This is a genomic window from Bradyrhizobium commune, from assembly GCF_015624505.1.
GTDB lineage: Bacteria > Pseudomonadota > Alphaproteobacteria > Rhizobiales > Xanthobacteraceae > Bradyrhizobium > Bradyrhizobium commune.
On sequence record NZ_CP061379.1, the window covers coordinates 7,528,525 to 7,553,068 of the forward strand.

Annotated in this window: 23 protein-coding genes; 9 read left to right on the forward strand and 14 right to left on the reverse strand. The window is 64.4% G+C overall.

Translation table 11 applies throughout. From position 1 onward, the window contains the following. Positions 1–7 precede the first annotated feature (7 nt). From IC761_RS35295 to IC761_RS35315, 5 genes are all read left to right on the forward strand, one after another. Entirely contained in the window at positions 8–382 is a 375-nt protein-coding gene (locus IC761_RS35295) for a nuclear transport factor 2 family protein (protein WP_195801205.1), read from the forward strand. A 191-nt stretch (positions 383–573) separates the two neighbouring features. Then, positions 574–1,431 (forward strand): class A beta-lactamase, encoded by an 858-nt coding sequence (gene bla / locus IC761_RS35300; RefSeq protein WP_195801206.1) that lies wholly within the window; start codon positions 574–576, stop codon positions 1,429–1,431. A gap of 151 nt (positions 1,432–1,582) precedes the next feature. Beyond that, positions 1,583–3,193: a Na+/H+ antiporter gene (locus IC761_RS35305; RefSeq protein ID WP_246791415.1), complete on the forward strand. Its 1,611-nt coding sequence runs from the start codon at positions 1,583–1,585 to the stop codon at positions 3,191–3,193. Positions 3,194–3,231: 38 nt separating this feature from the next. Further along, complete coding sequence (locus IC761_RS35310) at positions 3,232–3,462, forward strand: hypothetical protein (RefSeq protein WP_195801207.1); 231 nt, start codon at positions 3,232–3,234, stop codon at positions 3,460–3,462. After that, positions 3,459–3,743 (forward strand): type II toxin-antitoxin system RelE/ParE family toxin, encoded by a 285-nt coding sequence (locus IC761_RS35315; protein ID WP_195801208.1) that lies wholly within the window; start codon positions 3,459–3,461, stop codon positions 3,741–3,743. The genes IC761_RS35310 and IC761_RS35315 overlap by 4 nt, the downstream gene beginning before the upstream one ends. 16 nt (positions 3,744–3,759) lie before the next feature. Here the strand turns inward: IC761_RS35315 and IC761_RS35320 are convergent, their stop codons facing one another. The 6 genes from IC761_RS35320 to IC761_RS35345 all read right to left on the reverse strand — a co-directional run bounded on the left by IC761_RS35320 (position 3,760) and on the right by IC761_RS35345 (position 9,769). Then, positions 3,760–4,581: an N-acetylmuramoyl-L-alanine amidase gene (locus tag IC761_RS35320; protein WP_195801209.1), complete on the reverse strand. Its 822-nt coding sequence runs from the start codon at positions 4,579–4,581 to the stop codon at positions 3,760–3,762. A 3-nt stretch (positions 4,582–4,584) separates the two neighbouring features. Continuing rightward, positions 4,585–5,922, reverse strand: a complete 1,338-nt coding sequence (locus tag IC761_RS35325; protein ID WP_195801210.1) for a Rieske 2Fe-2S domain-containing protein — start codon at positions 5,920–5,922, stop codon at positions 4,585–4,587. Between the two features lie 73 nt (positions 5,923–5,995). Beyond that, entirely contained in the window at positions 5,996–6,892 is an 897-nt protein-coding gene (locus tag IC761_RS35330; RefSeq protein WP_195801211.1) for a TauD/TfdA dioxygenase family protein, read from the reverse strand. A 97-nt stretch (positions 6,893–6,989) separates the two neighbouring features. Next, positions 6,990–8,273: a flavodoxin-dependent (E)-4-hydroxy-3-methylbut-2-enyl-diphosphate synthase gene (ispG, locus tag IC761_RS35335; RefSeq protein ID WP_195801212.1), complete on the reverse strand. Its 1,284-nt coding sequence runs from the start codon at positions 8,271–8,273 to the stop codon at positions 6,990–6,992. 12 nt (positions 8,274–8,285) lie between these two features. Next, positions 8,286–9,239 (reverse strand): DMT family transporter, encoded by a 954-nt coding sequence (locus tag IC761_RS35340; protein ID WP_195801213.1) that lies wholly within the window; start codon positions 9,237–9,239, stop codon positions 8,286–8,288. A gap of 35 nt (positions 9,240–9,274) precedes the next feature. After that, the gene (locus IC761_RS35345) at positions 9,275–9,769 is read right to left on the reverse strand and encodes a Fur family transcriptional regulator (RefSeq protein ID WP_195801214.1); all 495 of its coding nucleotides are present in this window, start codon (positions 9,767–9,769) and stop codon (positions 9,275–9,277) included. A gap of 157 nt (positions 9,770–9,926) precedes the next feature. Here IC761_RS35345 and IC761_RS35350 point away from each other — a divergent pair, with 157 nt between their 5' ends. From IC761_RS35350 to IC761_RS35360, 3 genes are read left to right on the forward strand one after another with little or no spacing between them, the layout of a single operon-like run. Continuing rightward, a complete protein-coding gene (locus IC761_RS35350) occupies positions 9,927–10,409 on the forward strand; it encodes a MarR family winged helix-turn-helix transcriptional regulator (RefSeq protein WP_195801215.1) in 483 nt (160 codons plus the stop codon). Beyond that, the gene (locus IC761_RS35355; RefSeq protein WP_195801216.1) at positions 10,402–11,565 is read left to right on the forward strand and encodes an HlyD family secretion protein; all 1,164 of its coding nucleotides are present in this window, start codon (positions 10,402–10,404) and stop codon (positions 11,563–11,565) included. Before IC761_RS35350 ends, IC761_RS35355 begins: the two co-directional genes overlap by 8 nt. A 16-nt stretch (positions 11,566–11,581) precedes the next feature. Beyond that, on the forward strand, positions 11,582–13,138 hold the full coding sequence (locus tag IC761_RS35360; protein ID WP_246791416.1) for an MDR family MFS transporter: 1,557 nt from the start codon (positions 11,582–11,584) through the stop codon (positions 13,136–13,138). A 200-nt stretch (positions 13,139–13,338) separates the two neighbouring features. Here the strand turns inward: IC761_RS35360 and IC761_RS35365 are convergent, their stop codons facing one another. The 5 genes from IC761_RS35365 to pcaF form a co-directional block, all read right to left on the reverse strand. Then, positions 13,339–14,403: a phosphotransferase gene (locus tag IC761_RS35365; RefSeq protein ID WP_195801218.1), complete on the reverse strand. Its 1,065-nt coding sequence runs from the start codon at positions 14,401–14,403 to the stop codon at positions 13,339–13,341. Positions 14,404–14,496: 93 nt separating this feature from the next. After that, the gene (gene pcaG, locus IC761_RS35370) at positions 14,497–15,099 is read right to left on the reverse strand and encodes a protocatechuate 3,4-dioxygenase subunit alpha (protein WP_195801219.1); all 603 of its coding nucleotides are present in this window, start codon (positions 15,097–15,099) and stop codon (positions 14,497–14,499) included. Position 15,100: 1 nt separating this feature from the next. After that, positions 15,101–15,802, reverse strand: a complete 702-nt coding sequence (gene pcaH / locus IC761_RS35375; protein WP_195801220.1) for a protocatechuate 3,4-dioxygenase subunit beta — start codon at positions 15,800–15,802, stop codon at positions 15,101–15,103. A gap of 116 nt (positions 15,803–15,918) precedes the next feature. Beyond that, on the reverse strand, positions 15,919–16,812 hold the full coding sequence (locus tag IC761_RS35380; protein WP_195801221.1) for a dioxygenase family protein: 894 nt from the start codon (positions 16,810–16,812) through the stop codon (positions 15,919–15,921). 54 nt (positions 16,813–16,866) lie between these two features. Beyond that, positions 16,867–18,075: a 3-oxoadipyl-CoA thiolase gene (gene pcaF / locus IC761_RS35385; RefSeq protein WP_195801222.1), complete on the reverse strand. Its 1,209-nt coding sequence runs from the start codon at positions 18,073–18,075 to the stop codon at positions 16,867–16,869. A gap of 216 nt (positions 18,076–18,291) precedes the next feature. Between pcaF and mutS the strand changes: the two genes are divergently transcribed. Then, positions 18,292–21,030 (forward strand): DNA mismatch repair protein MutS, encoded by a 2,739-nt coding sequence (mutS, locus tag IC761_RS35390; protein WP_195801223.1) that lies wholly within the window; start codon positions 18,292–18,294, stop codon positions 21,028–21,030. Between the two features lie 116 nt (positions 21,031–21,146). On the opposite strand, the gene IC761_RS35395 is transcribed toward mutS, so the two are convergent. The 3 genes from IC761_RS35395 to IC761_RS35405 form a co-directional block, all read right to left on the reverse strand. After that, positions 21,147–22,823 carry a methyl-accepting chemotaxis protein gene (locus tag IC761_RS35395; RefSeq protein WP_195801224.1) on the reverse strand — a complete coding sequence of 559 codons (1,677 nt, stop codon included), beginning with the start codon at positions 22,821–22,823 and terminating at the stop codon, positions 21,147–21,149. A 249-nt stretch (positions 22,824–23,072) separates the two neighbouring features. Then, the gene (locus IC761_RS35400) at positions 23,073–23,882 is read right to left on the reverse strand and encodes a hypothetical protein (RefSeq protein WP_195801225.1); all 810 of its coding nucleotides are present in this window, start codon (positions 23,880–23,882) and stop codon (positions 23,073–23,075) included. A 46-nt stretch (positions 23,883–23,928) separates the two neighbouring features. Continuing rightward, positions 23,929–24,438 (reverse strand): OsmC family protein, encoded by a 510-nt coding sequence (locus IC761_RS35405; protein ID WP_195801226.1) that lies wholly within the window; start codon positions 24,436–24,438, stop codon positions 23,929–23,931. Positions 24,439–24,544 lie beyond the last annotated feature (106 nt).

A 24,544-nucleotide genomic window follows, 5' to 3' on the forward strand; every position in this document is an offset into this window, starting at 1 on the left:
ATGACCCATGAGCCAGGACCGTTCGAGTGTAGAGGCCGTCGTGCAGGGCTATTTCGACGCGCTTTACGAAGGCGACGCCGACAAGCTCGGTGCGGTGTTTCACCCCTCCGCCGATCTGCGCTGGGTGGAAAAGGGCGAATTGAAGATCTTGACCGTGCCGGACTGGCTGGCCTGGGTTCGCAAGCGAGCCTCCGCCAAGTCGGAAGGCAAGCCACGCGAGGATTTCATCATCACGATCGACCGTTCGGACGACAAGACCGCTTTCATCAAGGTCAAATGCCAACTGCCGCCGCGTTTTTTCACCGACTATCTGGTGGCGATGAAGCTCGCTGACGGCTGGCAAATCGTGTCGAAATCGTATCGGTATGACCTAAGGGAGTGAGGCAGCTCAACCTCTCCCTGCCCCAAATCTGACGCGCTCAGCGTTCATCCTCCGTCATCGCGAGCGCAGCAAAGCAATCCAGAGTCTTTCCGAACAGACAGACTGGATTGCTTCGCTGCGCTCGCAATGACGGCGCGGGACCATCGCGCGCCACGCTCCCTCCTCATTCTTCCATCTGCCCAAGGGTCCCCATGCATCTCGATCGCCGTTCCCTGCTCGCCTCGCTGTGCTGGATGGCCGCCGGCCCCGTGTTCGCCGCCGACGCTCCGCCTGAGCTTGCCTCCTACGAACGGGAAAGCGGCGGGCGGATCGGGGTCTATGCGGAGAGTCTCGCGACCGAAGCCAAGCTCACCTGGCGGGCCGACGAACGCTTCGTAATGTGCTCGACATTCAAGGCCTCGCTGGCGGCCTGCGTGCTGGCACGGGTCGATCGCGGCGAAGAGCAGCTGGCGGCCATGATTCCCTATGGCCAGGCCGATCTTCTGGAGTACGCACCGGTCGCCAAGCAGAACCTGTCAGCGGGCGCGATGTCGGTGGCCGACATGTGCAAGGCGATCGTCGAGCTCAGCGACAACGCCTGCGCCAATCTGCTGCTGGCGCGGATCGGTGGCCCCGCTGCGCTCACCACGTTCTGGCGTACGCTCGGAGATACCACCTCACGGCTTGACCACAACGAGCCCGAGCTCAACCGCTCCCCGCCCGGCGATCCTCACGACACCACGACGCCGGCTGCGATGGCGGGCAATCTGCACCACCTGGTGCTCGGCGAGGCGCTCTCGCCGAAATCGCGCACCCAGCTCACCGAGTGGATGGTCGGCTGCAAGACCGGCGCCCACCGCTTGCGGGGCGGCCTGCCGGGAAACTGGAAGATCGGCGACAAGACCGGCAACAACGGCAAGGACGCTTCCGGCGATATCGCCGTCGTCTGGCCCAAGCCTGACACGCCGATCCTGATCGCCGCCTACACCCAGGGCGGCACGCCGAGCGCGGCGCAGATCGAGACCGTGTTCGCACGCGTCGGACGCATGGTGACGGACCGGCTGGGCTAGAGCCCTTTCCGTTCCGATGGAATCGGAACGGAAAGGGCTCTAGATTCTTGTCTTGACGCGTTTTCTTTACGCGAACCGGTATCCACTTCGCTCGAAAACGCTTTAGCCGCGCCGCATTGACCTCTCGGCCGCTTCCGGGCCAAGACAGGTCATGATCGCAGCGAAATTCCAGACCTTTCTCATCCTGCTCACTGTCCTGGCCGGCACCGCGCTCGTCGCACGCCGCTTCAACATGGCGCCGGCCATCCTGCTGATGCTGGCCGGCGTCGGCCTCGCTTTCGTGCCGGGCATGCCGCCGGTCGAGCTGCCGCCGGAACTGGTGCTGCTGATGGTGCTGCCGCCCCTGATCTACTCGGCGAGCGTCGCCATGAGCTGGCGCGAGTTCAAGAACAACCTCCGCCCGATCGTGCTGCTCGCGGTCGGCGCAGTGATCTTCACCGCGGCGATGGTGGCCGCCGCCACGCATTATCTGATCGGCCTGCCCTGGACCATCGGCTTCCTGCTCGGGGCCATCGTCGCGCCGCCCGACGTGGTGGCGCCACTTGCGATCGCGCGACGGTTGAACATTCCGCGCCGGCTCCTGGTCATCCTCGAAGGCGAAGGGCTCGCCAATGACGCCACCGCGCTGATCCTCTACCGTTTCGCGCTGGCCACGATCATGATCGGGCATTTCTCGCTGCCGCTGGCGGCCGGTGAATTTTCCCTCATCGTCGCCGGTGAGATCGCCTTCGGCATCGGCGTCGGCTGGCTCTCTCTGCGTTTGCGCAAATGGTCCTGCGAGCCGCGCGTCGAGCTGACGCTGTCGCTGATCACGCCCTACGTCTCCTATTGGCTGCCTGAGCATGTCGGCGGCTCCGGCGTGATCGCGACCGTGGCCTGCGGCCTTTATGTGAGCTGGAACGGGCCGCTGCTGATTTCGGCGTCGACGCGCCTGCAAGGCATCTTCTTCTGGGACCTCATCATCTATCTGATCGAGGGCCTGCTGTTTCTGCTCACCGGCTTCCAGATGCGGGCGCTCTACGAGAAGTCGAAGGCGTTCCCGCTCGACGACATCATGATCGCGACCGCGGTGGTGCTGATGATCATCGTCATCGCGCGCTTTGCCTGGCTCTATCCCGCGACCTATCTGCCGCGAATCCTGAGCAAGAGCCTGCGCGCGCGCGACCCGTCGCCGCCCTGGCAATGGCCGTTCACGCTCGCCTTCACCGGCGTGCGCGGCGCGGTGTCGCTCGCGGCCGCGCTGGCGCTACCATTCACGCTGCCGGATGGCGATGCCTTTCCGTATCGCGACCTGATCCTGTTCGTCGCCTTCGGCGTCATCTTCGTCACGCTGATCGGCGTCGGTCTCACGCTGCCGCCAGTGGTGCGCTGGCTCGGCGTCGCGGAAGCCGGTCGCAATGAACATGTCGCCGAGCACGAGGCCGAAATCGCTGCCCGGCGTCAGGCGCTCGACGCCGCACTGCGCTCGCTCGACACCCTGACCGAGGAAAAGGACGTGTCCGACGAAGTGATGCAGCTTTTGCGCGCCCGTCACGAGATCCGCGTCAACCAGCTCCCGGATTCGCTCGATCCCGCCCACCACGACGTTTCCGCCGCCGGCACCGTCCTGACACGCGAGCTGATCGCGGCGGAGCGAAAATTCATCCACGACCTCCTGCGCGACGGCCAGATCACTGACGAAACGCGGCGACGGATCGAACGCGATCTGGATCTGGAGGAGGCGAGTTTGGCGAACAGGGAGTATCAGGGGGCACCGCTGTAAGGCGTGCAAAGCGCTCAATCATCTGCTACAATCGTCGGATGACAAAACAGGCGCTCGAAATCCTGCTGGAACGCGTATCAGCCTGGCCCGAAGAAGCCCAGGAGGAACTGATGCGGTCCATGACTGACATCGAAAACAGGCATCTCGGCATCTATCGGCTCAGCGACGACGAGCGAAATGCGGTGCGCCGCGGCCTCAAAGACATGCGCGACGGCAGGCTCGCAAGCGACGAAGCGGTTGCCGCTGTCTTCGACCGCTACAGCGCATGAGAGTACGCTGGTCCGAGAGCGCGCTTTCGGACATCGACAACATCTTCTCCTATATCCACGAACGCAATCGCGCGGCCGCGGCCGCCGTAGTCGAGCGCATCAAAGCTGTCGCCGATCTCTTGCAGGATTTTCCTGAGGCCGGGCATCTCACAGATGAAGCCAGCGTTCGCATGTTCCCGACCGTTCGCTACCCTTATTTGATCTTTTATACGATCAACTCTGCCGAAGCCGAGATCGTGATCCTCCATGTCCGTCATGGAGCTCAGGATCGTCAATCCTAGCTTTCACCGGGGCCATCTATCGCCTCTCGCAAAACTCCCGCATCGCCGCGGTCACGGCCGTGGCAATCAGCTCCTGCCGCTCCGGTGAGTTCATCGCCATCTCTTCGTCGCGATTGATGATGGAGCCGGCTTCGAGCAGCACGGCGGCGCTGTTCGTTTGCGACAATACGACCAGCCCGTCATAGCGGTAGACGCCGACATCCTTGTCGAGCAGCTGATGCCGGTAGCGACCCATCAGCGGCAAGGTGTATTGGGTCGCATATTGCAAGCCTTCGTCCTTCAGCTGCTTGCCGAGCAGGCGCGCGAAAGCGAGGCTGGCGCCAAAGCGCGGATTGCGCTCGGACACGAACAGCGAATGGCCGCTGAAGCGGTCGCTGAAGAAGCTCTTGGCGCCCTCGAACTCCCATGCCTCCAGCATCTGGTCCGGCACGGAATCGTGGTGGATCGACAGGAAGAAATCGGTACGGGCCGCGTTGGCGGCGCCGACGCGCTTGAGCAGGCTCGCGCGCGCCTTGCCGTCGGTCACGAGCACGCGGGTCGCGGCAAAGCCTGCCGATTTCAGCCGCTCGCCGATGAGCTTCGCCAAGTGCAGGTTGAAGCCGAATTCCACGTCGTTGCGCGCGCTGGTCGCGCCCTGCGATTCCGAGGTGTGGCCGACATCGAGGATGATGCGGAATATGCGCGGCTCGCAGGTCTCCGGCGCCAACGGCTTTGGCTTGGTGTTGGCCCTGGCTCTGGCGACCTTCCGGGCCGGCGCGGCGCCCACATCGATCGACGCCAGCAACAATGCGACAAGCGACACCACAACGACTGCGACGATGCCCCAATTCCGCGACAAGCCCTACTCCGCTGCCGCGACCTTGGGACGGCCGACGAAGCCTGCAACGTCGCCAAAACGTTCCAGCATCACTGCGGGCAGGTCCTTGGCCTTGTTCGTGACGCAGGCACCGGAGCGCACCGCGCAGCGATCCTGATGCGCGGCCTGCGGCGGCGGCTCGCCTTGCTGAAGCGCACGCGCCAGCTCCATCACGACTTTGCGGAAATGCATGATGCCGAGATCGGTCGGGCCGAGATGCTCGCGGGTGCGGTCGGCGATCGGGCCCTGGCTGTCCTGCACGGCGGCGTCCTGTTCGGAGACGCCCTTGATGCCGGTGTAGCTCCGGGTCTTCTGGAGCTTGCGGTCGATCAGATAGTCGTTGCCCTTGTGGCGCAGCGGCACGTAATTGTCGTCGACCTCCGAAATCACGCCGTTGCCGCGGTCGTAGGCGTCGCGCTCTCCTTGCGTCAGCGGCCGCTCCGGATTCCAGGCATAGGTGTAGATCCAGCAATTGGTATCGGTCACCGGCACGAAGGTCTGGCCGAAGATGTTCTCACCGGGCATCGCGCTCGGCGCATAGGCATGGAACGGCATCAGGAACTGGGCGATGCGCCAGTAGATGTTCTCGCTGCCGGTGAGCCGGCCGCCGGCAATGGTCAAGCCTGCGTCATGCGAGGTGACCTTGATCACGGGACGCGGGTCCTCGGCAATCCAGCGCATGTGGTCGCTCGACATCCGCGCAAGCGGATTCACAAAATGCTTCTTGATGTCCAAAATCTCGTTCTCCTCCTTGTCGAAGGAGAGATGGGCGAAGGTGAAATGCGCGGTGTCGATCGAACCTTCCAGCGCCTGTACCCAGTTGCAGTCCTGCCACTTCTTGCTGACGTAGCGGTGCGAGGCCGGCAGCAGCGCCATCTCGAGATCGGGCAGCTCCGGCATGGCCTCGGCCGGGCCCATATAGGCCCAGATCATCTCACCCCATTCGCGCACCGGATAGGATTTGATGCGGGTCAGGTCCTTGGCGTTGAGATCGGGGTACGAAGTCGGCATGTCGACGCAAGCCCCGTCGGTGTCGAACTTCCAGCCGTGATAGACGCAGCGGATGCCGCATTCCTCGTTCCGCCCAAGCCAGAGATTGGCGCCGCGATGCGGGCAGTACTGGTCGACGATGCCGACGACGCCGCGCGTGTCGCGAAAGGCGAGCAGCTCCTCGCCGAGCACGATGATCTTTTTCGGCTCACTGTCGGGCTCGGGGAGTTCTTCGGACAGCAGCACGGGAATCCAGAACCGGCGCAACAGCTCGCCCATCCCTGTTCCCGGGCCTGACTCGGTCAGGAATTTATTATCCTCGGCGCGGAGCATGGCTGATCCTCCCGAATATTTTCGGGAAGTTTGGCGCGGCAGCGCAACGACGTCAACGCAAGAACGGAGGCGCCTAGACCGGCCTCTCCCCCTTCACCGTCACGCGCGTCCCTGAACGCGTATGCGGCCAGTAGTCCCACATGGCGCGGTGCTGGGTGCAGCGGTTGTCCCAGAAGGCGATGGCGTTCTCGGTCCAGCGGAAGCGGCACTGGAACAGCGGGTTTTCGGCGTGCTGGTAGAGATAGGCGAGCATCGCGTCGCTCTCGTCGCGGGGGATGCCGTTGATGTGGCGGGTGAAGCCGCGGTTGACGTAGAGCGCCTTCTTGCCCGTGACCGGATGCGTCCGCACCACGGGATGTTCGGCGTTCGGATAGGCCGGACGGTCGGCGACACCGTAATTCGCGTAGAGCCCACGATAGATCGGCTCCCCATCGTGCAGTGCGGTGAGGCCATCGAGATAGGTTTTCATGCGATCGGACAGCGCGTCATAGGCGGCGTACATGCTGGCGAACAGCGTGTCGCCGCCGCGCGGCGGGCATTGCCTGATGTGGAGGATCGAGCCCATCGGCGGCTCCTGATCGCACGACACGTCGGAATGCCAGCCCTCGCCGTTGGCGCGCGGTGAGTTCTTGTCGGCGTAGATCTTCATCAGCGCCGGGTCTTCGTCCTCGTGCGGCGCGGCAGGATGGAAATGCAGTTCGCCGAACTTGCGGCCGAAGGCGAGATGCTGCTTTGGCGTGATCGTCTGATCGCGGAAGAAGATGACGAGGTTTTCGGCAAGCGCGCGATGGATCTCGTCCATCTGCCGGTTGGAGCGCGAATCGTCGGAGACGAGTTGGCCGATGTCGACACCGGTGATTTCCGCGCCGATGATCGGGGTGAGCTTCTCGACAGCGATAGTTTCGTACGGCGCGCCGTCGTCAGCCGTGTGGCGATAGCGCGGGCCCTGCTTGCCGGCGAGTGAGCTCATGGGCGTTGCTCCCAATCATTGTTGATTGGAGCCATCGTAGCCCGGATGGAGCGAAGCGCAATCCGGGCTACACTCGCGCCACAAACAGCGGAGCAAATTACTCCGCCGCCGTCACCGGCACCTTGGCGCCCTGGCCGTAGCGCTGGTCGATATAGTCGATCACCAGCGCCTTGAAGTCGGCGGAAATGGTCGGGCCGCGCAGCGTACGGAACTTCTTGCCGTCGACGAAGACCGGCGCGGCCGGCGCTTCGCCGGTGCCGGGCAGGGAGATGCCGATATTGGCGTGCTTGGATTCGCCGGGGCCGTTGACGATGCAGCCCATCACCGCGACGTTGAGCTCCTCGACACCGGGATACTTGCTCTTCCAGTTCGGCATCTCGTCGCGGATGAAACTCTGGATCGAGCTGGCCAGCTCCTGGAACGTGGTCGAGGTGGTGCGGCCGCAGCCGGGACAGGCCGCGACGAGCGGCACGAAGGTGCGGAAGCCCATGGTCTGGAGCAGTTCCTGGCCGACCTGCACCTCGCGGGTACGATCACCGCCGGGCTCCGGCGTCAGCGAGATGCGGATGGTGTCGCCGATGCCCTGCTGAAGCAGGATGCCAAGCGCAGCCGATGAGGCGACGATGCCCTTGGTGCCCATGCCGGCTTCGGTGAGGCCGAGATGGATGGCGTAATCGGAACGCGATGCGAGATCCTGATAGACCGCGATCAGATCTTGCACCGCCGAGACCTTGGCAGAGAGGATGATGCGATCCTTGGGCATGCCAAGCTCTTCGGCGCGCGCGGCCGAGAGCAGTGCCGACTGCACCATGGCCTCGCGCGTCACCGCGCGCACGTCGCGCGGATCGGCCGACGCCGCGTTCTCGTCCATCAGCTTGGTCAACAGCTCCTGGTCGAGCGAGCCCCAATTGGCGCCGATGCGGACCGGCTTGTTGTTCTTGTTGGCGATCTCGATGATGTCGCCGAACTGGGTGTCGCGCTTGTCCTTGAAGCCGACATTGCCAGGATTGATGCGGTACTTGGCGAGCGCCTCGGCGCAGGCCGGATAGGCCGCAAGCAGCTTGTGGCCGATATAGTGGAAGTCGCCGATCAAGGGCGTGGTGATGCCGCGCTTGGCGAGGCCGTCGCGGATATGCGGGACGGCGGCGGCGGCCTCCTCGCGGTCCACGGTGATGCGGACCATTTCGGAGCCGGCGCGCGCGAGCGCTGCGACCTGAGCGATGGTGCCGTCGATATCGGCGGTGTCGGTGTTGGTCATCGACTGCACGACGATCGGCGCGCCGCCGCCGACGGCAACGTTGCCCACCTTCACTTGGGTGGTCTTGTGCCGGGGCGCGGGGCCCGCGATGTCTGAATCGAGAGGGTTTTCGAGCTTGTTCATGGGGTCCAAATATCAGGTTTTGGTGACGTTCAGCAATGCATCGCTGGGCGCCGCAGCGGTTTGGCCGGGACGGTTAACCAGAAAAAGCCCAGCAATTACAAGGAGGGCGGCCGCCCCGAAAGTCAGGCTCAAGGTGTCGTGCATGATGAAATAGCTACCCACCACGCCAAACAAAGGGGTGATGAAGGTGAAAGCCGACAATTTGCTGGCCGAATAGGCCTTCACCAGCGCGAACCAAAGCGTGAACGTGGTTCCAACCACCCAGATCGCCTGGAAGGCCACCAATCCGATGGACTGCGGCGACGGCGTGTGGGGGATGGTCTCGCCGAACAGCCAGGCGGCGAACCCCAGGATCGGGATCGAGGTCGCGACCTGATAGCCCAGCGCCTTCTCGGGCGCGACGAAGCGCAGCCGACTGCTCTTGGCGACAAGCGTGGTGGCCGCCCACAGCGCGGCACCGCCGACGATCATGAGGTCGCCGAGCAGCACCTTGGCATCGACATCCGGCTGCGGCACCCCGATCGCGAGGGCGACGCCGGCAAAGCTCACGGCCAAACCCAGCCATTGCGTGCCACTCAGCCGCTCGCCAAGCACCTGGTAGGCGCCGAGCGCGACGAAGAACGGCGCGGTATAGAGGAACACCACGGCACGGGACGCCGGCGTGAAGCGCAGGCCCTGATAGATCAGCACGAACTCGATGCCGAACATCAGGCCAGCGATGAGACCGGCCTTCCAGGTGCCGTCACGTTCGAAGAATCTGACGCCGCGTAAAGTGCCGATGATGAAAATCACCGGCAGCGCGCCGATCGAGCGGATCGTCGCCTGGACCATTGGCGGAATTTCCGGCAGCACCAGCTTCACCGCGATCTGGTTGAAGGCCCAGGTCAGGCACAGCATGAGCATCAGGGCGATGGCACCGGCGCTGAGGGGACGCGCGGCGGACGGTATGGCTTGAGGTGAGGACATGTCTTCCCGAAATCCGGCTTTCCGCCGTTGTTGCTCTAACAGGCTTTCTGACAGTGGGTGCAGACGCCCGTGATCTCGACCACGGACAGTTTTGGCGCAAAGCCTGAGGCTCGCGCGGCGGCATTGAGGTCCTTGGCGAAGGACGCCGACGGGATCTCGCCGACCAGGCCGCAGCGTTCGCAGATCAGGAACGCGACCGCCGAGGTCGCATCATGGTCGTGGGCGGCGCAGGCAAGATAGGCGTTGCGGCTTTCGATGCGGTGCACGAGGCCGTTGGCCATCAAAAAATCGAGAGCACGGTAGACCGTGATCGGCGCGGGCCGCGGCATCGATTTTGCCAATTCGTCGATCACCTCATAGGCGCCGAGCGGACGGTGGCTGGAGAGCAGCGCGCCCAGCACCTGGCGCCGTATCGGCGTGAATTTCTGCGTGCGAGCCTCGCAAACCGCTTCCGCATGCGCCAGCGCGTCCGCAGTGCAGCGGCCGTGATCGTGGTCGGGCGCGGGAAATGCCGGCTTTGCGAGGGTCATGGGATCGGCGTTCTAGCATTTCAACGGTGGAACCCAAAGCACGACCGGGGACGCGGCGGTCAGCCATGCTTTTGCTGCGGGACAGCGTCCCGTTAACCCGCCATGAAATAATCATAAGCTTGCTTATTATATGCCAAGCTTATTGGAGACAAAGCTTATGACTCGCGGGTCGGTCGACCAGAACTTCCTGTTCACGCTCGGTGAGCTCTATCGCCTGCTGCGCGTCTATGCCGACAAGGAAGCCTCACGCTTCGGCATCACCCGCGCGCAATGGGCGGTGCTGTCCAAGGTCGAGCGCAGCGAGGGCATGAAACAGTCGGAACTCGCCGAGCTCCTCGAGATGCAGCCGATCACGCTGACGCGCCTGATCGACAAGCTCTGCGACAATGACTGGATCGAGCGCCGCAGCGATGCCTCGGACCGCCGCGTCAACCGCCTCTATCTCAAGAAGTCCGGCCGTGCGCTGCTCGGGAAGATGAGCGGCCTGAAGTCGGAACTCACGGCGAACGCACTCGACGGCATCAGCCCGGCGGACGCTCACCGTCTCCTCACCCAACTCGAATCAATCAAAGAAAACGTGCGTAACGCGATCCAGACGTCCGGAGCGGAGCAAGCGCGTAAGGAGCAGCGCTATGGCTGATCAGGTTCTCAAGTTCCAGCCCGAACAGAAGATCGACAGCGGCAAGCCGACCAAGAAGGCCGGCACCGACCCGCGCCGGCGCTTCGTTGCCGGCTTGCGCCGCTATCGCCGCTTCCTGCTGATGGTCGTGCTGCCAATCGTCGTCGCCGTGGTCGGGCTCACCTTCTATCTCAATGGCGGCCGCTATGTCGGCACCGACGACGCCTATGTCGGCGCCCAGAAAGTGCTGGTGACGCCCGACATCTCCGGCAAGATCGAGAAGGTCGTCGTCAAGGAGGGCCAGTTCGTCAAGCAGGGTGACGAGCTATTCGAGATCGACCCCGTGCCGTTCCGCCTCGCGGTCGACGAGGCCAAGGCGCAGGTCATGCAGGCGCAGTCCACCTATGACAATCTCCGCGCCAACATCAAGATCTACGGCGACATGCTCAACCTCGCCCAGCAGGGCGTCGACCTGAAGCAGCGTGACGTCGAGCGCAAGCAGGCGCTGGTGAAGAACAGCTACGGCTCGCAGCTCGATCTCGACAACGCCTCGAACGCGCTCGTCACCTCCGGCTCGATCGCGCAATACGTCAAGCAGCAGATCTCGACCGCCAAGACGCAGCTGCTCGGCGACACCGATCTGCCGCTCGATAAGTTCCCACCCTACGCCCAGGCCAAGTCCAAGCTCGACAATGCCGAGCGCAACCTCGATCACGCCGTGGTGCGCGCCCCGATGAGCGGCGTCGCGACCCAGGTCGAGCAGATCCAGCTCGGCCGCTACGTCGCCGCGGGCACGGCGGTGTTCTCCATCATCGACGTCGCCCATCCCTGGGTCGATGCCAACCCGAAGGAGAGCGACCTCACCTATGTCACCGAGGGCCAGCCGGTCACGCTCGAGGTCGACGCGTTCCCGAACCATATCTTCAAGGGCAAGATCGGTTCGCTCTCGCCCGGCACCGGCGCGCAATTCGCGATCCTGCCGCCGCAGAACGCCACCGGCAATTTCGTCAAGGTGGTGCAGCGCGTGCCGATCCGGATCTATTTCGACGAGACCGACAAATACGTGAAGAAGCTGAAGGCCGGCATGAGCGTCTATGCCACCATCGACACCGGCCATCAGCGTTCGCTCGCCGGCCTGCTCGGCCTGTCGGCGACCGCGAGCCAAGATAAAGACTGAGACGAGGACTGATCCGATGTCGGGCCCCAATGCCCACCTGATGGTCCCCGGCCTGCGCCGGAACATGGTGACGATCTGCGCCATGACCGCGACCATCATGCAGGCGCTGGACACCACCATCGCCAACGTCGCGCTGCCCTACATGCAGGGCACGCTGTCGGCGTCGCAGGACCAGATCAACTGGGTCTTGACCTCTTACATCGTCGCCGCCGCGATCATGACGGCGCCCGTGGGCTGGATCGCCAACCGTTTTGGTCGCAAGCGCATCTTCATCATCTGCTCGGCCGGCTTCACCATCGCCTCCGTGCTGTGCGGCCTCGCGCAGGACATCAACCAGATGGTGCTGTTCCGCCTGCTGCAAGGCGTGTTCGGCGCTGCGCTGGTGCCGCTCTCGCAAGCCGTCATGCTCGACTATTACACGCTCCAGGAACGCGCCACCGCGATGTCGATCTGGGGCATGGGCGTGATGATGGGCCCGATCATGGGTCCGTCGCTGGGCGCCTGGCTGACCGAGACCTATTCCTGGCACTGGGTGTTCTTCGTCAACCTGCCATTCGGCGCCATCACCGTGCTCGGGCTCGCCATCTTCATGGACGAGACGGACAAGAATCTCAGCCTGAAATTCGACTGGTTCGGCTTTGCCGCGCTCGCGGTCGGGATCGGCGCGCTCCAGCTGGCGCTCGACCGCGGCGAGCAGCTTGACTGGTTCGAATCGGCCGAGATCGTGACCGAATTCGTCATCTCCGGCATCGCGTTCTATTATTTCTTCGCCCACTCCTTCACGACATCGCGGCCGTTCATCCAGTTCGCGTTGTTTCGGGATCGCAACTTCGTCACCGGCTGCGTCTTCATGACGGTGATGGGCCTCGTGCTGTACTCGACCATGGCGCTGGCCTCGCCCTACCTGCAAAACGTGATCGGCTACCCCATCATGACCGCCGGCGGTCTCTTGGCGAGCCGCGGCTTCGGCACTTTCTTCGCCATGATGATGGTCGGCCGCATCATGCGCTACATCGAAGCGCGCACGCTGATCATCTGCGGCCTGACGCTGACCGCGGCCTCGCTTTTCCAGATGACCGGCTGGACCGACCAGACCCAGGCGCCGGAGATCGTCATCGTCAGCGTAATCCAGGGCTTTGGCTTCGGCCTCGTCTTCGTGCCGCTGTCGACGGTCGCATTCCTGACGCTGCCGAATAATCTGCGCACCGACGGCACCTCGATGCTGACGCTCCTGCGCAACGTCGCAAGCTCGGCCGGCATCTCCATCGTGATCGCGCAGCTGACGCAGGGCACGCGCAAGACCTACGCAATCCTGTCCGAATACATCAACCCGTTCAACCACGCGCTCCAGATGCCGGACGTGCGCGGAATGATCAACCTGTCCACCGACGCCGGCCGCGCCATGGCCGACCGGATGGTCGGCGTGCAGGCGCAGATCATCGCGTTCGCGCACGACTACATGTTGGTAATGATCTTCATCGTCTGCACCATCCCGCTGGCGCTGATGATCGGCTCGACCAAAGCCGCGCTGCGCAAGCAGGCTGCGGGGCCGGAACACGCGGTGATGGAGTAGAACGCGGTTGAGCCGCAATCTCCACTGTCGTCCCGGACAAGCGAAGCGCAGATCCGGGACCCATAACCACAGGGAGAGGTTTGGCGAAGACTCGGAGCTGCCGGCTCGCGCGACAACTACTCCCCGGGGTTATGGGTCCCGGCCTTCGCCGGGACGACACTGAGAATGTGGGACGGTCGTCGCGCCTCATTCCCGCTGCGTCACCCCAACAACTCCTCGCAGCCCAAATCCTCGACCGCCATCATCACGCGCTCCAGATTATTCCACCAGATCAGCGGCGGGATGTTGATGCTCCATTGCCAGACCGGCTTGGTGATGTGCCAGAGCACCGACCAGCGATAATCCCGATCGAGTGCACCGCGGGTATAGTCGGTGATGCCGCTTTCGATCAGCGTGTCATGGTAGAGATTGAGCAGCAGGCGTTCGAATGCCTGCCTCCTCTCCGGGTACCAATGCATCGCCATCATGTAGGCGAGGTCGCCGGTCGGCACATTGATGCCCCACAGGTCGAAATCGAAGATGCGCACAGTATCGGCGACGCCGGCGCGCGGCAGCAGAAAGTTCCAGGTATGGGCATCGCCATGGGCGATGCTGAGATGACGGCGCGAATGATAGCGCTCGGACAGCCGGGCCGACTGATCGATGAGGCGGCGATAGAGGATGCGGCGCTCCTCGCTGAGGCGGTCGCCGAGCAGATCGGCGAAGCGATCGTAATGGCCGGCGAAGGTCTCCATGCGTTGCGCGCTGTCTTCGGTGCTCGCCCAGGTGCCGACGGTGTCGCCAAGATCGGGATGGTCCCACCAGGCCGCGTGCCAGCGCGCGAGCGTCGTGACAATCGCGATCATTTGCTCACGCGACGGCGGCAGCGGCCATTGCGTCGCGATCTCATGGCTGTCGGTGAGATCCTCGAGCAGCAAATGCCAGGTGAGGTTCCCCTCATCGAAATGTCCGTCGAAGCACCGCGGCACGAGCTGAGGCGGCATCTTTGGGGCCAGTTTCGTGTAGTAAGTCACCTCATGGCGGCCGCCATTGGCCAGCGTCTTGGCAAAATCGGCGTGCGGTGTCTTGAGGATCAGCGATTGCGGCGCGCCGGTGGATTCGCCGACATAGCGCAGGCCGAGCCGGGTGATGTGCGACACCACGGTGTCACGCTCATGCAGCACCTTCACCTCGCGAACGGCGCCCGCGTCCAGCGCGCCGGCCTTGCGTAGCGCCGCCGTCAATCGGGCGGGCTCAGTGACCGCAGGCAGTTGTGGAGGTGTCATGCAGAGCGCCCCGGGTGCCGCAGCCATACTGCATGATCACACCAGGAAGCGCCAGCCGCACGGAAGCCGCCTACACAGGAAGGCGGCCAGACGTCACACGTCGAAGAACACCGTCTCGCTGTCACCCTGCAAATGCAGGTCGAGCCGATAGACCGGCTTGCCAGCCTCGCGCACGGCGATCAGCGTGGCGCGGCGGTCGGACGGCACAAGCGCCAGCACCGGATCCGCGGCATTGCCGGCCTCGTCGCTGAAATAGATGCGGGTATAGAGATGCCGCAGCATGCCACGCGCGAACACCGCCAGAACGATGTGCGGCGCCTGCGGCTTGCCGTCGGGATCGGGCACGACGCCCGGCTTGATGGTATCGAAGGAGTAGTTGCCGTCCTTGCCGGTGCCGCAGCGGGCGAAGCCGCGGAAGCTCGCATTCGGCAGCGCGCGCTTGTCCTGCGGATCGGCGAAGCGGCCCTGCGCGTCCGCCTGCCAGATCTCCAGCATGGCGTCAGGCACGACGACGCCATCGCCGTCGAACACGCGGCCCTCGATGCGGATGCGGTCGCCGGTGAGGTCAGGCGTCAGCGTCGAGTTGGTGAAGGCGTCGTTCCAGGCGTAGTCGCCGGTCGGCGTCAGGCCGTATTTGAAGAACGGACCGACGGTCTGCGATGGCGTGATACCGTTGGGCTTCACAGCGTCCTGCACGTTACTTGGTCTCCATGGGGGTGGCGCTCTTGCCGCGCAGCACGATGTCGAAGCGGTAGCACAGCGCCCATTCGGGCTTGGTATTCTCCAGGTCGAACGACGAGACCATCCGCATCCGCGCTGTCTCGTCCGGCACCGAATTGAAGATCGGATCGAACGGAAACAGCGGATCGCCGGGGAAGTACATCTGCGTCACGAGGCGCGTGACGAAGGAATGGCCGAACACCGAGAGGTGGATGTGCGCCGGACGCCAGGCATTGTGGTGATTGCCCCAGGGATAGGCGCCGGGCTTGATGGTGACGAAGCGATAATAGCCCGAGGCATCGCTTTGGGTGCGGCCGGCGCCCGTAAAGTTCGGGTCGAGCGGCGCCGGATGCTGGTCGCGGACATGGACGTAGCGGCCGCAGGCATTGGCCTGCCAGATCTCGACCAGCGTATCAGGCACACCGCGGCCATCCTCGTCGCGGACATGGCCGTGCACGATGATGCGCTCGCCGAGCGGCTCGCCTGTGTGCTGGGTGGTAAGGTCATTGTCGCCGTCGCGCACGGTCTCGTGGCCGTAGACCGGACCGGTCAATTCCGAGAGCGTGTGGCGCATCGGGATCAAGGGCTTGTTCGGCGCGCGCTTGATCGAGCTCTTGTACTCGGGCGACAGCGGCAGCGGATGCGCCTTGTTGCTGTCGACGGGATAGATGAACGTCATGGGCGAACTCCTCCACAGCCATTCTGGTCCGGCCGGTCAACGCTTTCTCGGATTATTATAGGTTATAACTAATCCAGGAAAGCGATTTAGCGCGCCCCGCGCCCGACGGAGCGCCACTATTTGATCGGTGGACGCGGCAGCACGGCTTCGCCGGCCTCGAGCCGGTAGGTGTGCTCAAGCGAATACCAGGGCATCGCGACGCCGTGCGCGGTCGGATGCGGTGCATCGTGGCGCAGGAACTTGCCGATCAGTGCTTGCGTCACGCCGAACTGCACGTCGCTGTCGATATGCGGATCGGCGGGGTCGTAGACCTGCGAGATCAGCACCTTGAACCCGGGCTTGAAGATCAGGGCGTGCAGATGCGCCGGACGATACGGGTGACGGCTCTGCGCCTCGAGCAGGCGGCCGACCACACCATTGGTCGGAATCGGATAGCCGATCATCATCACCGAGCGGAACGAGAAACGTCCATCCTGGTCGGTCGTGAACTTGCCGCGCAGGTTCATGTCCGCCTGATCAGGATCCTGGTTCTCGTACAAACCAACTGGCGAGGCGTGCCAGACATCGACCTCCGCGCCGGCGACGGGACTGCCATCCTTGTCCACAACGCGAGCGCTGACGAACAGCGGCGCTCCCGGCGTATCGGAGCGGACGATCGAGCCGCCATTCTCGACCCGCGGCGAGTTCAGGCGCCAGAACGGTCCGAGCAACGACTGATCGGTTTCCGTATTGCCCTGATCGCCATTGTTGAGCAGGCACACCAGCGGCGAGACGCCGAGCGAGCCCGCCATCAGCACGACTTCGTTGTGCGTGTCGGTCGAAAGCTTGCCGAGCTCGGCAATGATCGCCGTGGCGTCGCGGAATTCCTTCTCGGTCAGGCGCACGTCACGGACAAAGCCATGCAGATGCTTGACCAGTGAGACCATGATCTGCCGCATCCGCGGATCGGACGTCCGCTCCATCACCGCCAATGCGGCGGCCGTGACGTCCTGCTCGCGCTCGATGATCATGGCACGGTCCCTGAGAACCTCTCCCCTCAAGCGGGGAGAGGAAGAGGAGAGCGCTTAATTCAGCTTCTCGATCGCGACGGCGACGCCCTGGCCGACGCCGACGCACATGGTGGCCAGCGCGAGCTTGCCGCCACGCTTTTCCATGCCGTGCACGGCGGTCAGCGCGAGGCGCGCGCCGCTCATGCCGAGGGGATGGCCCAGCGCAATGGCGCCGCCATGCGGATTGACGAAATCCGCATCATCGGCGACGCCGAGCTGGCGCATGCAGGCGATGCCCTGGGAGGCGAAGGCTTCGTTCAGCTCGATCAGGTCGAAATCGCTGATCTTCTTGCCGAGCCGTTCCATCAGCTTGCGGGTCGCCGGCACCGGGCCGATACCCATGATGCGCGGCGGCACGCCGGCCGAAGCGAGACCGAGGATGCGCGCGCGCGGCGTCAGGCCGTGCTTCTTCACCGCGGCTTCGGATGCGAGGATCATCGCAGCAGCGCCATCATTGACGCCCGACGCGTTGCCGGCGGTGACGGTGCCGGGATTGCGCACGATCGGCTTTAGTTTTGCCAGACCTTCCAGCGTGGTCTCGGGGCGCGGATGCTCGTCCTTGTCGATCGTGACCGGACCGGCCTTGCCGCCGGGAATGGTGATCGGGGTGATCTCTTCGGCAAAATAGCCGGCGGCGATCGCCGCACCCGCGCGCTGCTGCGAGCGAATCGCGAAAGCGTCCTGGTCGGCACGCGAGACCTGGAATTCCTCGGCGACATTCTCGCCGGTCTCCGGCATCGCATCGACGCCGTACTGCGCCTTCAACAGCGGATTGATGAAACGCCAGCCGATGGTGGTGTCAAAAATCTCGGCCGAGCGCGAGAAGGCTTCCTGCGCCTTGCCCATCACGAAAGGCGCCCGCGTCATGGATTCGACACCACCGGCGATTGCAAGCTCGATCTCGCCGGAACGAATGGCGCGGCCTGCGGCGCCGACCGCGTCGAGACCGGAGGCACAAAGCCGGTTCAGGGTCTGGCCGGGAACCGAATCCGGCAGGCCTGCCAGCAGCAGCGCCATGCGCGCGACGTTACGGTTGTCCTCGCCGGCCTGGTTGGCGCAGCCGAAGAAGACTTCGTCGACCTGCGCCCAGTCGAGCTTGGGATGCTTGGCCATCAGCGCCTTGATGGGAGCAGCCGCCAGGTCGTCGGCGCGCACCTTGGCGAGCGAGCCGCCGAAACGGCCGATCGGGGTCCGCACGGCATCGCAGATAAAGACGTCACGCATCGTTGTTCTCCCTGAATGCCGCGACCCGGCCAGAATTCTTCAATGTCCGCGGAGTTTTAGGAGGGCGCCCGCGGCAGGTCAATTGACGGTTTCTTGCGTGTTCCGAAGAGGGCACACGCCGCCAGCGCATGCCGCAGTGCGGACAACGTGGAAAACCTCCTCTCCCCGGCCAAAGCGATAGGAGCAGGAGGCGAAATTTTGTAGGTTGCGCCGCCCATGACACTGCAACAGCCGATACCAGCGCCGCCCCCCGACGAAGCGTCCGCCCCGCAGGCCGAGGCGGCGGCGCGCGTGACCCCGATGATGGAACAGTACCTTGAGATCAAGGCCGCGCATCAGGGCCTCTTGCTGTTCTACCGGATGGGCGACTTTTACGAGCTGTTCTTCGAGGACGCCGAGATCGCCTCGAGGACGCTCGGCATCGTCCTGACCAAGCGCGGCAAGCATCAGGGCGCGGACATCCCGATGTGCGGCGTGCCGGTCGAGCGCTCCGAGGACTATCTGCATCGGCTGATCTCGGCCGGCCACCGGGTCGCGGTGTGCGAGCAGACCGAGGACCCCGCGGCCGCAAAGGCGCGCGGCAACAAGAGCGTGGTGCGCCGTGGCGTGGTGCGGCTGGTCACGCCGGGCACACTGACCGAAGACACGCTGCTCGACGCGCGCGCCAATAATTACCTGCTGGCAATCGCACGCGCCCGTTCGTCGGCCGGCGGCGATCGTTTCGGGCTGGCCTGGATCGACATCTCGACCGCCGAATTCATGGTGACGGAGTGCAGCGGCGGCGAGCTTGCCGCGACGCTCGCCCGCATCAATCCGAACGAAGCCATCGTCACCGACGCGCTCTATAATGACAGCGAACTCGGACAGACCCTGCGCGAGCTGCCGGCCGTGACGCCGCTGACCCGCGACGTCTTCGACGGCGCCACCGCCGAGAAACGCCTGTGCGATTATTTCGCGGTCGCGACTATGGACGGCCTGGCTCAACTCACGCGGCTGGAAGCGACCGCTGCGGCGGCCGCCGTCACCTATGTCGACCGCACCCAGGTCGGCAAGCATCCGCCGCTGTCGCCGCCGGCGCGCGAGGCCGCCGGCGCGACCATGGCGATCGATCCGGCCACGCGCGCCAATCTCGAACTGACGCGGACGCTCGCGGGCGAGCGACGCGGCTCGCTGCTCGACGCGATCGATTGCACCGCAACCTCGGCGGGCTCGCGCCTGCTAGCGCAGCGGCTTGCCGCGCCGTTGACCGATGCACCGGCCATCGCGCGCCGGCTCGATGCCGTCAGCACCTTCGTCGCGGATTCGGCGACGCGCGAGGACATCCGCAGCATCTTGCGCGGGGCGCCCGACATGTCTCGCGCGCTCGCCCGTCTTTCAGTCGGCCGCGGCGGCCCGCGCGATCTCGCGGGCCTGCGCGACGGCATCATGGCAGCCGATCAGGCGTTGGCGCGGCTCTCCGAACTCGACCAGCCGCCACAGGAAATCACCGCCGTGATGACGGCGCTGAAACGGCCATCGCGCGAACTTGCGGCGGAATTTGCCAGCGCGCTCGACGAGCAGCTACCACTAATCAAGCGCGATGGCGGCTTCGTTCGTCAGGGCTACGAGCCCGCGCTCGACGAAGCCCGCAACCTGCGCGACGCCTCGCGCTTGGTGGTGGCCTCGATGCAGGCGCGCTACGCCGACGTGACCTCCGTCAAGGGCCTCAAGATCCGGCACAACAACGTGCTCGGCTATTTCGTCGAGGTCACCGCGCAACATGGCGACAAGCTGATGTCGGCGCCGCTGAACGCGACCTTCATCCATCGCCAGACGCTGGCGGGCCAGGTACGTTTTACCACATCCGAGCTGGGCGAGATCGAAGCCAAGATCGCCAATGCCGGCGACCGCGCGCTTGGGCTCGAGCTCGAGATCTTCGAGCGGCTCTGTGCCAATGCGCTCGACATCAGCGACGATCTGCGCGCCGCGGCGCAAGGCTTTGCGCTGCTCGACGTTGCGACGTCGCTCGCCAAGCTCGCTGTCGACGAGAATTATGTCCGGCCCGAAGTCGATGGCTCACTCGGCTTCGCGATCGAGGCCGGCCGTCATCCCGTGGTCGAGCAGGCGTTGAAGCGCAACGGCGAGCCCTTCATCGCGAACGCCTGCGACCTGTCGCCGGCGCCCGCACAAAAATCCGGCCAGCTCTGGCTGCTCACCGGCCCGAACATGGCCGGCAAGTCGACCTTCCTGCGCCAGAATGCATTGATTGCGCTGCTGGCGCAGATCGGCAGCTTCGTGCCGGCCACGCGCGCGCGGATCGGCATCATCGACCGCCTGTTTTCGCGCGTCGGCGCCGCCGACGATCTCGCGCGCGGCCGCTCAACCTTCATGGTGGAGATGGTCGAGACCGCCGCGATCCTCAACCAGGCCGGCGAGCGCGCGCTCGTGATCCTCGACGAGATCGGCCGCGGCACCGCGACCTTCGACGGCCTCTCCATCGCCTGGGCCGCGATCGAGCATCTGCACGAGAGCAACCGCTGCCGCACGCTGTTCGCCACGCATTATCACGAGCTCACCGCGCTCTCGGCCAAGCTGCCGCGGATGTTCAACGCGACCGTGCGGGTGAAGGAATGGCAGGGCAATGTCGTGTTCCTGCACGAAGTGCTGCCGGGCTCGGCCGACCGCTCCTACGGCATCCAGGTGGCGAAGCTCGCCGGCCTGCCGCCGGCCGTGATCACGCGCGCCAAATCAGTGCTCTCCAAGCTGGAGGCACAGGACCGCGGCCAGACTGCGCGAGTGCTGGTGGACGATCTTCCGCTGTTCGCTGTGCCCTCGCGCGCGGCGGCCGAAGCCGCGCCGCCGACCGAGGCCGAGCTGCTGATGGATGCGGTCAAGGCACTGCACCCCGACGAGATGTCGCCGCGCGAAGCGCTGGACGCGCTCTATGCATTGAAGGCCAAGCTGCCGAAGCCGTGAAGGTGCCGTAGGGTGGGCAAAGCGTAGCGTGCCCACCACGTCACGGCGAATTCGCAGACGGATGGTGGGCACGGCGCGAAGTGCGCGCCTTTGCCCGCCCTACGGTTCTGGACCTGCTACGCCCGTGCCGCGATCGCAGCCGCTTCGGCGGCCGCGCGCTGCATGCTGGTCGACATCTCGTTCGTGACCGTGCTCTGCTCCTCGACGGCGGCAGCCGTCGACGTCACGTATTCGCTGACATTGTTGATCGCCTGCTTGATCGAGCCTAGCGCGCTGACGACGTCGCCGGAAATGCCGTTGAGGCTGCCGATCTCCTGGCCGATCTTGTCGGTGGCCTGCTTGGCCTGGTTGGCGAGGCTCTTCACCTCGGAGGCGACCACCGCAAAGCCGCGACCGGCTTCGCCGGCGCGGGCGGATTCGATCGTGGCGTTGAGCGCCAGGAGGTTGATCTGCCCGGTAATGCTGTTGATCATCTCGACGATGCCGCTCATGGCCTGCGCGGCCTCGGTGAGGCGCTGCGCCTGGGCGTCGGCGGCGGCGACCTGGTCCACCGCGCCCATCGCGGTCTCGCGCGATTTGGTCATAGCCGCGGAGATCTCCCGCACGGAGGCGTTGAGCTCCTCGGAGCCGGCGGCGACCGATTCCATCATGCCGCGGACGCGCTCGTTACCCATGCGGACCAGGACCTGCCGCGTGGTATCGGTCGCATATTTCACGACCTTGAACGGCTTGCCGTTGAGATCGAGGATCGGGTTGTAGGAGGCCTGGATATAGACCTCGCGGCCACCCTTGCCGATACGCTTGTACTCTGCCGCCTGGTACTGGCCGCGATTGAGCGCGGCCCAGAAGTCGCGATAGGCCGCGCTGTCGCGCTCCGCCGGCTCGACGAACATGCTGTGATGATGGCCCTTGATCTCAGCCAGCGAATAGCCGAGCGCGCCGAGAAAATTGTCGTTGGCGGTGATGATCGTGCCGTCCATGTTGAACTCGATCACCGCCTGCGCCTTGTCGATCGCGGAGATCTGGCCGGCGAGATCGACGTTCTTCAGCTTCTCCGCAGTGACGTCGGTTGCGTATTTGACCACGCCGAACGGCTTGCCGTTCTCGTCGAGCAGCGGATTGTAGGAGGCAAGAATCCAGACCTCGCGGCCGCCCTTGCCGATGCGCTTGAACTCGCCGGCCTGGTATTCGCCGTGGTTGAGCTTGGCCCAGAACTCGCGATAGGCCGCGCCATCGCGCTCGGCTTGGGCTACGAACATGCTGTGGTGCTTGCCCTGGATCTCGGCCAGCGAATAGCCGAGCGCCTTGCAGAAATTCTCGTTGGCAGTGACGATGGTGCCGTCGAGCTTGAACTCGATCACGGCCTGGGCGCGGCTGCTGGCGGACACCTTGGAGGCTTCCGTCATGGCGTGGATCTTCTTGGCGGTGATGTCGGTCGCGATCTTCACGACCTTGACCGGCTTGCCGGCATCGTCGAGCACCGGATTGTAGCAGGCCTCGATCCAGACCTCGCGGCCGCCCTTGGCGATCCGCTTGAATTCGGTGCACTCGGCCTCGCCGCGGTTGAGCTGAGCCCAGAACGCCTTGTAGGCGGCGCCGTCGCGCTGATCGGCCGGCATGAACATCACGTGCTTCTTCCCCTTGATCTCGTCGAGGGAATAGCCGAGCACGTTGAGGAAGTTCTGGTTCGCGGTGAGAATCGTGCCATCCATGGCAAACTCGATCACGGCGTGTGAGCGACTGATGGCGGCGAGCTGTGCGTCCGCATCACCGCGGGATCTGCGACCAAACATCAAACAATCTCCATCTCGAAATAACGCCGATGGGACACGCCCATCTGAACCAAGGGGATATGACCGCGCGGCAACATTGCCGTATTCCAATCCACGATCCCGTAGGTCCGGGGCGATCAAATCGCCAATCCGTCATCATGACGCACGGATCGAAGCCGAGATGGGCACGCAATATAATTCGTAAAGGAAAAGCTCGAATAAAGTTCTAACGGACCTGTCGAAATTCGGCAGCGACCGATGTCCGCGCTCTTACGGCCCCTGCTGCGCCTTGCGCACTGCACGCCGGCCGATCGCCCAGAGCGTCAGGTTCCACGTCACGCAGGCGGCGAGCGCCAGACACAAACCGATGGCGGAGCCGAACCACACCACCCCAAGATGCAGCACCACGATCGCCATCCCGAATCCGAGCAGGCCCCAAGCCGAATTCGCCAGCACGGCGGCGGTCGGCGGACCACCGATGCGCGGATGCAGGATCACCATCATGCTGGAGAACACCACGGGGAACAGCGCGATGATGCCGCTGATGCGGGGGCCGACCCAATTCGACGTCGAGACCACGATGGCGACGAGGGTCGCGACCAGTGCAGCGCGCATCGGCACGTCATACCAGCGGCGTCCCACCAGCGGCATCTTCACGTGGCGATAGCCCGCGAGCAGCGGAATGCAGATGCCGAACGCGATCAGATTGGCGGCAAGCCCTGCGGCGAGCGACCAGTCGAACTGGCGGATGACCGAGGCAATTGCAATCCACACCGCGAAGGCGCTAGCGCAACTCACCACCATGCCGTGCCGCTGCGCCAGCACGACATAGATGAGGCACATGAAGATCGTCGCCGCATTGACCGGAAGACTCGCCAGCGCGCCTTGCGCGATGAAGGCAGCGTCATGGTCGATTGCGAGGAAGGCGTAGGACGGACCGGCGGAGATCGGCAGGGTGGCAACCAGCGCGCCGATCACCGGCCCCGAGCGCTCGGCGATGATCGAGGCCGTGACCACGAACGTCGCCGCGATCGCCATGCGCAGAAGGAGGAAGAGGATGAAGTGAAGGTCGAGGGACATTTTTTCTTGTTACCCTCCCCTGGAGGGCAGGGGAGGATAAGTGAAGTCACATCCGCTGCATCGATACCGAAACCTTCGGGCCGTTCTTGATGGTCTGGTAGACCACACAATAGCGCTCGGTGAGTTTCAGCAAGAGATCGAGCTTGTCCTGCGGCGCCGGCGTGTCGACCTCGAAGCGCAGGCGGATCTCGGCGAAACCGACCGGGGTCTCCTTGTCGACGCCGAGCGTGCCGCGGAAATCGAGATCGCCTTCGGCATAGACATTCCCGGTCTTGAGCGGCACCTCGATCGCGGTCGCGACCGATTTCAGCGTGACGCCGGCACAGGCGACGAGCGCCTCGAGCAACATGTCGCCGGAGCAGAGCTCGAGGCCGGAGCCGCCGGTGGCGGGATGGAGGCCAGCCATTGCGATGGCGCGACCGGTCTCGACCTTGCACGCGATGCCTTCGCTGTCGGTGGAACCCTTGGCCTTCAGCGTGATCATCGCGGCCGTTGGATCAGTCTTGTAGCGCTCCTTGATCGGGGCCTGCATCTGGCGCAGCTCTGCGGCGTCCATTCTTGATCTCTCCCGGCATGTCGTTATCTGACGAGCGGTATAGAGGGCGACGCGTTTCATGTCAGCCCATGATTGATGGAAGCAGCCATGAGCGGCCAGGCCGCAG